This window comes from Mesorhizobium sp. (assembly GCF_024509055.1).
Classification (GTDB): Bacteria; Pseudomonadota; Alphaproteobacteria; order Rhizobiales; family Rhizobiaceae; genus Mesorhizobium.
Map to the genome: position 1 here is coordinate 1 of NZ_JANINM010000032.1, position 6,781 is coordinate 6,781.

General features: G+C 63.7%; 7 protein-coding genes. 5 read left to right on the forward strand and 2 right to left on the reverse strand.

Going from position 1 to position 6,781, the window contains the following annotated elements:
• Nucleotides 1-93 precede the first annotated feature (93 nt).
• On the forward strand, nt 94-759 hold the full coding sequence (locus Q0L57_RS02210) for a YggS family pyridoxal phosphate-dependent enzyme (protein ID WP_296737386.1): 666 nt from the start codon (nt 94-96) through the stop codon (nt 757-759).
• Nucleotides 760-898: 139 nt separating this feature from the next.
• The gene (locus Q0L57_RS02215) at nt 899-1,948 is read left to right on the forward strand and encodes an aldo/keto reductase (protein ID WP_296737388.1); all 1,050 of its coding nucleotides are present in this window, start codon (nt 899-901) and stop codon (nt 1,946-1,948) included.
• A gap of 589 nt (nt 1,949-2,537) precedes the next feature.
• Here Q0L57_RS02215 and Q0L57_RS02220 read toward each other — a convergent pair.
• Nucleotides 2,538-3,443, reverse strand: a complete 906-nt coding sequence (locus Q0L57_RS02220) for a LysR family transcriptional regulator (protein ID WP_296737390.1) — start codon at nt 3,441-3,443, stop codon at nt 2,538-2,540.
• A 146-nt stretch (nt 3,444-3,589) separates the two neighbouring features.
• Here Q0L57_RS02220 and Q0L57_RS02225 point away from each other — a divergent pair, with 146 nt between their 5' ends.
• Nucleotides 3,590-4,780, forward strand: coding sequence for an MFS transporter (locus Q0L57_RS02225; RefSeq protein ID WP_296737391.1), 1,191 nt, complete (start codon nt 3,590-3,592; stop codon nt 4,778-4,780).
• 39 nt (nt 4,781-4,819) lie between these two features.
• A complete protein-coding gene (locus Q0L57_RS02230; protein WP_296737393.1) occupies nt 4,820-5,854 on the forward strand; it encodes an aldo/keto reductase in 1,035 nt (344 codons plus the stop codon).
• 61 nt (nt 5,855-5,915) lie between these two features.
• On the opposite strand, the gene Q0L57_RS02235 is transcribed toward Q0L57_RS02230, so the two are convergent.
• Nucleotides 5,916-6,188: an usg protein gene (locus tag Q0L57_RS02235; RefSeq protein WP_296737395.1), complete on the reverse strand. Its 273-nt coding sequence runs from the start codon at nt 6,186-6,188 to the stop codon at nt 5,916-5,918.
• Between the two features lie 304 nt (nt 6,189-6,492).
• Between Q0L57_RS02235 and Q0L57_RS02240 the strand changes: the two genes are divergently transcribed.
• A partial coding sequence (locus tag Q0L57_RS02240) for an acetyl-coenzyme A synthetase N-terminal domain-containing protein (RefSeq protein WP_296737398.1) occupies nt 6,493-6,781 on the forward strand: 289 nt, incomplete at its 3' end.

The window sequence follows — 6,781 nt, forward strand, 5'->3', positions numbered from 1 at the left end:
GGGAAATGTCGTCGCGGTGTTCACCATGGATTGCCGGACCCGTCAACTGTGGCGATCCGGCGTGGGCCCTAAAACCATAGGCAGGATATAGGCATGACGAACGCCGTCGAGCAGCTTCACGCGGTCAAGGCGCGGATCGAAACCGCCGAGCGGGAGGCCAAACGCGTAACCGGCTCGGTCACGCTGGTCGCCGTGTCGAAGACCTTTTCGGCCGACGACATTCGCCCGGTTCTGGAAGCCGGCCAGCGCGTGTTCGGCGAGAACCGCGTTCAGGAGGCGCAGGCGAAATGGCCGGCGCTGAGGGAGGTGTTTCCCGATATCGAGCTGCACCTGATCGGGCCGCTGCAATCCAACAAAGCCAAGGAAGCCGTAGCCCTTTTCGATGTCATCGAGACCGTCGACCGCGAGAAGATCGCCGCCGAACTCGCCAAGGAGATCGCGAGGCAAAGCCGGGCATTGAAGCTCTACGTCCAAGTCAACACCGGCTCGGAGCCTCAAAAGGCTGGCATCGAGCCGCGCGAGGCCGTCGCTTTCGTCAAGCGCTGCCGCGAGGTGCATGGCCTCGCCATCGAAGGTCTGATGTGCATTCCGCCGGCCGAGGAGAATCCCGGGCCGCATTTCGCGCTGTTGGAAAAGCTCGCTCGCGAGGCCGGCGTGGAAAAACTCTCGATGGGCATGTCCGGCGACTACGAAACCGCGATCGCCTTCGGCGCGACCAGCGTCAGGGTCGGCTCGGCCATATTTGGCAGCCGCGCCTGAACAGGCGTTGTCGGCATACCCGTTCACGACCTCGTTATCGATCCGGCCAACAGCACTATATAGCCGCACCGGAACTTGAAACGAAACGCACCGTTCCTATTTCCCTCGTGCCCTCCAACACGCCTCGGGGAACCCCATCATGCGTTACAACCAGCTTGGCAACACCGGCCTCTTCGTCTCTGAACTCTGCCTCGGCACCATGACCTTCGGCGCCGCCGGCGAGAACGCCCAATGGGGCCTCATCGCCAGCCTCGACCAGAAGGGCGTCAATGAGATTGTCGCCCGGTCGATTGCCGCCGGCGTCAATTTCTTCGACACCGCCGACGTCTATTCCTTCGGCCAGTCCGAGCAGTTGCTTGGCCAGTCGTTCAAGGATCTCGGCGTCAAGCGCTCGGACGTGATCATCGCCACCAAGGTGCACGGCGCCATGGGCAACGGACCGAACGACCGCGGTTCCTCGCGCGGCCATATCATGGATTCGGTCGATGAAAGCCTGAAACGGCTGCAGACCGACCACATCGACCTCTACCAGTTGCACGGCACCGACACGGTGACGCCGATCGACGAGACGCTGCGGGCGCTTGACGATCTCGTTGCCGGCGGCAAGGTCCGCTATGTCGGCGTTTCCAACTGGCAGGCCTGGCGCATCGCCAAGGCACTCGGCATTGCAGAGCGCAAGGGATTTGCCCGCTTCGAGACCATCCAGTCCTATTATTCGATCGCCGGCCGCGACCTCGAGCGCGAGATCGTGCCGCTGCTCAACGAGGAAAAGCTCGGGCTGATGGTCTGGTCGCCGATGGCGGGCGGCCTGCTCTCGGGCAAATATGGTCCTGGCGCACCTGGCAATGGCGAAGGCCGCCGCGCCTCTTTCAACTTCCCGCCGGTCAACGAGGATCGCGCCTGGGCGGCGGTCGCCGTCATGCGTGAGATCGCGAAGAAGCATGATGTCAGCGTCGCCACGGTGGCGCTCGGCTATGTGCTGGCCAAGCCGTTCGTCATGAGTGTCATCATCGGTGCCAGCCGCATGGATCAGCTCGAGCAGAACCTCGCCGCCACCGGATTGAAGCTCGACGCCGACGATCTCGCGAAACTCGATGAAGTCAGCGCGCTGCCGTCCGAATATCCCGGCTGGATGCTGGAGCGACAGGGCGCCGGCCGGCGCCCAGCGCCTTTCGTACCGAAAACCTGATCCATCGCCGAGGCAGATAAGGGCTTCGAATGCCGCAATGAGAACTCGGACAATGTTTGGACAGTCCGTTTAAACCAGCAGGCGAAGCGTCCCTCGGGCCGCTTCTCCAGCCTGCTTCATTGGTCGAAGGCCTTGCGCGACTCTTAGTCTGTCGCCGGCAGAGGCCGATCCTTTGTCACCAGCGCGTATCTGGGGTCGCCCCTATCGATCCGTTCAGAAATCAGGCGACCTAAGGCGTCGATATGCCAAAGGTAGAAACGACCCCTCCAGTCCGGCATCAGGACCGAGACTTCCTCCTCTGCCCGGTAGACCTTTTTGCCGCAATGATCCCCAACATATTGCAATTGCTCCCCCTTTTCCGATCACCTGACGTCCAGATGTTGCCCCTTCGCGTATTAATCACGACTTGCTAATATTGTCACCCCGTAAGGGCTTGTTGGCCCGGCCTCCAAGCGCGGGCTGGCACCAACCACGTTGCTGGCCCTATGGATACCGGGCCATTCAAGCGCGGCCGTTGCTTGGAATTGCCTTGAACCGCCGCCTTCTAACTCTCGAAAGCGGAACGCCCTCCGACGCGCGGCTTTCGCCGTCAGAGACGAACGGTTTCGGCGAGAAAATCGAGGAAGGCCCGCACGCGTGACGGCAGGTGCTTGCCCTGGCCGACATAGACGGCATGCGTTGGCTCAATGTCGCCAGGATTGAAATTCTCCAGCAGCGGCACGAGGCGACCGGCGACGATATCGGGCTCGACATGCCAGCGCGCCAGCCGTGCGATACCGGCACCCGAGAGCGCCGCAAGGCGCATCGCCTCGCCGTCGCTGACTGTCGCGTTGCCGGCAATCGGAACGATGATTGGCGAGCCGTCGACATCGACGAAAGGCAGGCCATCGACATGCCGTACGAAGCCGAAGGCGAGCAGATTGTGGCGGCCGAGGTCTGCGGGCGTGGCAGGCACGCCCCACGCTTCGAGATAGGACGGCGCCGCCACCACCGCCATCCGGCTCTGGCCGAGCTTGCGCGCCACCAGCCGTGACGCGCTGAGCGGCCCGGCCCGGATGGCGACATCGGCACGTTCCTCCATGAGGTCGATGACGCTGTCGGTCAGCACCGCCTCGACCGAGATTTCCGGATAGCGTTCGAGGAACCGAGGCAGGAGCGGCATCAGCTTGTGCTGGCCGAACGGCACATAGCTGTTGACCCTGAGCCGCCCACGCGGCGCCGCACCCGCCGCCGCTTCGCGTTCCGCGGCGTCGAGGTCGGCGAGGATGCGCAGGCCGCTGTCGTGGAAGGCCACTCCCTCCGGCGTCAATTGCAGCCGCCGCGTCGAACGGCTGATGAGCCGCGCGCCGAGCCGCGCCTCCAACCGCGCCATCAGCTTGCTGACCGCCGATGGCGTCATGCGGAGCCGACGCGCCGCAGCCGAGAAACTGCCCGCCTCGACGACGCGCACGAACACTTCGATCTCGCCGGAGCGATTGATTTCCGGTCTCGCCATTCGTGAATCTATTTCACAGAAAATGTGCCCATTGCAAGGCTGGTTCACAGGTCGTCGAGACACGATCTTTCGAGCCGGACCATGCTCCAACAAAAAATCTAGGCGCGGGACTGAGCGCCCTCTGCTTGACCGGACGGACCACCGCCATGCCTATCGCTCTCTATGCCCTCACCGCCGGCGCCTTCGGCATCGGCGTCACGGAATTCGTCATCATGGGCCTGCTGCTCGATGTCAGCGCCGATCTCGGCGTCTCGATCTCGGCCGCCGGCCTGCTAATTTCCGGCTATGCGCTCGGCGTCGTCGTCGGCGCGCCGCTGCTCGGAGCGCTCACAGGCCGCCTGCCACGCAAAACGCTTCTGCTTGCCCTGATGGTGGTCTTCACCGTCGGCAACTTCGCCTGCGCGCTGGCGCCCGACTACTGGACGCTGATGGCCGCGCGCGTGCTCACCGCCTTCGCCCATGCCTCCTTCTTCGGCGTCGGCTCGGTAGTCGCCACCGGCCTGGTCGCGCCCAACCGGAAGGCCTCGGCCATCGCGTTGATGTTTACCGGCCTCACCGTCGCCAACATCCTCGGCGTGCCGTTCGGCACCTGGCTCGGCCAGGCCTATGGCTGGCGCTCCACGTTCCTCGCCGTCACGCTGGTCGGTGTCGTCGCCTTTGCTGTGATCGCGCTGTTGGTGCCGCGCGACGACCCGGCGCCGACCGGCGAGGAGGAGCACAACTCCGAAGGCACGCTCGCCGTGCTCGGCCGCCGCCCGGTGCTGCTTGGCCTTTTGACCACGGTGCTGAGCTGGGTCGGCGTGTTCGCCGCCTTCACCTATCTGGCGCCGATCCTAACCCGTGTCACCGGTTTTTCGGAGGCAGCCGTATCGCCTATCCTGCTGGTCTTCGGCGGCGGGCTGGTCGCTGGCAACCTGCTCGGCGGACGGCTGGCGGACAAGCATCTGGCACCGACGGTCATCGGCACGCTGATCGCGCTCTCCGCCATCCTGTTCCTTATGACCGCCGCCATCCATCAGCCGATTGCCGCCATCATCGCCGTCGGCCTGCTGGGTGCTGCCGCCTTCGCCACCGTCGCACCGCTGCAGATGTGGGTGCTGGAGAAGGCCAGGGGTGCCGGTCAGGGCCTCGCTTCCTCCTTCAACATAGCTGCCTTCAATCTCGGCAACGCCATCGGCGCCTGGCTCGGCGGCTTCGTCATCGACCACGGCCCCGGCCTTGGCGCCGTTCCCCTCGTTGCCGGCCTCGTGCCGCTCGCCGCGCTTGGCGTGGTGCTCATGGCGCTGCGCCTCGAACGCGGCCGCGCGATCGGCGCGCCCGCGCCGGCGCAATGCTGATAGGCTGAATTCTGATCTCGACATCACAGGAGAATAATCATGGACTATCGACGTCTCGGCGCTTCCGGCCTGAAAGTGCCTGCACTTTCCTTCGGCGCGGGAACTTTTGGCGGCTCCGGTCCGCTGTTCGGCCACTGGGGCAACAGCGACGCGAAGGAAGCGCGTCGATTGATCGACATCTGCCTGGAGGCGGGTGTCAATCTCTTCGACACGGCCGACGTCTATTCGAACGGAGCTTCGGAGGAAGTGCTGGGCGAAGCGATCAAGGGGCGTCGCGACGCGGTCCTGATCTCGACTAAGACCTCGCTGCCGATGGGCGACGGCCCCGCCGATTGGGGCTCGTCCCGCTCGCGGCTGATCCGGTCCGTGGATCAGGCATTGAAGCGCCTCGGCACCGACTACATCGATCTGCTGCAGCTCCACGCCTTCGATGCCTCGACGCCGATCGAGGAGGTGTTGTCGACGCTGGACGACCTCGTGCGCTCCGGCAAGCTGCGTTATGTCGGCGTCTCCAATTTCTCCGGCTGGCAGGTGATGAAGTCGCTGGCCGAAGCCGACAAGCATGGCTACCCGCGCTATGTCGCCCATCAGGTCTATTACTCGCTGGTTGGGCGCGACTACGAGTGGGAGCTGATGCCGCTCGGTCTCGACCAGGGCGTCGGCGCGCTTGTGTGGAGCCCGCTCGGCTGGGGCCGGCTGACCGGCAAGATCCGTCGCGGGCAGCCGCTGCCGGAAAAGAGCCGTCTGCACGGCACCGCCGATTTCGGGCCTCCGGTCCAGGACGAGCATCTCTACCGGGTTGTCGACGCGCTTGACGCGGTCGCGGAAGAGACAGGAAAGACGGTCCCGCAGGTCGCCATCAACTGGCTGCTGCAGCGGCCGACCGTCTCGTCGGTGATCATCGGCGCCCGCAACGAGGAGCAATTGCGCCAGAACCTGGGGGCCGTCGGCTGGACATTGACGCAGGACCAGATCAGGACGCTCGACGAAGCGAGCGCAGTGACGACGCCTTACCCCTACTTCCCCTATCGCCGCCAGGAAGGCTTCGCCCGGCTGAACCCGCCGGCTGTGTGACGGCAACAGCGTGGAAGCTGCCAATCTCCCCCCTTGCGGGGGAGATCAGCAGTGCCACCGCTCAGTGCAGCACGAACTCCCCATCCACCTTGCGCCACTCATTCGGCGCGATCAGCTTCTGATGCGTGTACGTCACCGAGTGCAGCGGTCCGTCGAGCTTGCTCTTCCAGAACTCGATGAAGCGGATCAGCACCGGGAACTTGGGAGCGATGTCGTAGTCCTGCCAGACGTAGCTTTGCAGGAGGTGCGGGTGGTCCGGGAAGTGATAGAGAATCTTGGCCGTCGTCAGCCCGTAACCCCTGAGCATCAGGTCCATTTCGCAATGGTCGCGCATTTGCGGTTCCTTGGTCGGATCTCCTTTCCTCCCAATGCGTGATTCTGCGCTCAGTTCTTTAATTGTCTATTGATTTTTGCTGAACCGATCTGGCTTTTCCTTCGCCAAAACAGTCGGTTAGCAGCGTTGGCAAGCGAGTGCTGACAGCATTTCGCATTGACCCTGCGTCATCCCGCCACGCGAATCGAACGTCTAATGTTGCCGTCGGCGCGGAACTGTTAATAATGCGCGCGAATTTCGCGGCTGCTTCGCCGCGAGACCGTCGGTGCCCAGCCGTCGGAATGGTTCGGGAGGAAGTCAAGGAATGTCCGAGGTTCATGTCCACCGCGTCCAGCCGGCGTGGAAGAAGAACGCGCTGATCGACAACGACACCTATCTCAAATGGTACGCCGACAGCGTGAAAAATCCGGACAAGTTCTGGGCCAAGCATGGCAAGCGGATCGACTGGTTCAAGCCCTTCACCAAGGTCAAGAACACCTCCTTCGACGGCAAGGTCTCGATCAAGTGGTTCGAGGATGGGCTGACCAACGTCTCCTACAATTGCATCGACCGGCACCTGAAGAAGCGCGGCGACCAGACCGCCATCATCTGGG

Bases quoted from the DNA above. Each gene is read 5' to 3' on its own strand.
- Q0L57_RS02210 (WP_296737386.1), top strand. From the start codon at position 94: ATGACGAACGCCGTCGAGCAGCTTCACGCGGTCAAGGCGCGGATCGAA.
- Q0L57_RS02215 (WP_296737388.1), top strand. From the start codon at position 899: ATGCGTTACAACCAGCTTGGCAACACCGGCCTCTTCGTCTCTGAACTC.
- Q0L57_RS02220 (WP_296737390.1), bottom strand. From the start codon at position 3,443: ATGGCGAGACCGGAAATCAATCGCTCCGGCGAGATCGAAGTGTTCGTG.
- Q0L57_RS02225 (WP_296737391.1), top strand. From the start codon at position 3,590: ATGCCTATCGCTCTCTATGCCCTCACCGCCGGCGCCTTCGGCATCGGC.
- Q0L57_RS02230 (WP_296737393.1), top strand. From the start codon at position 4,820: ATGGACTATCGACGTCTCGGCGCTTCCGGCCTGAAAGTGCCTGCACTT.
- Q0L57_RS02235 (WP_296737395.1), bottom strand. From the start codon at position 6,188: ATGCGCGACCATTGCGAAATGGACCTGATGCTCAGGGGTTACGGGCTG.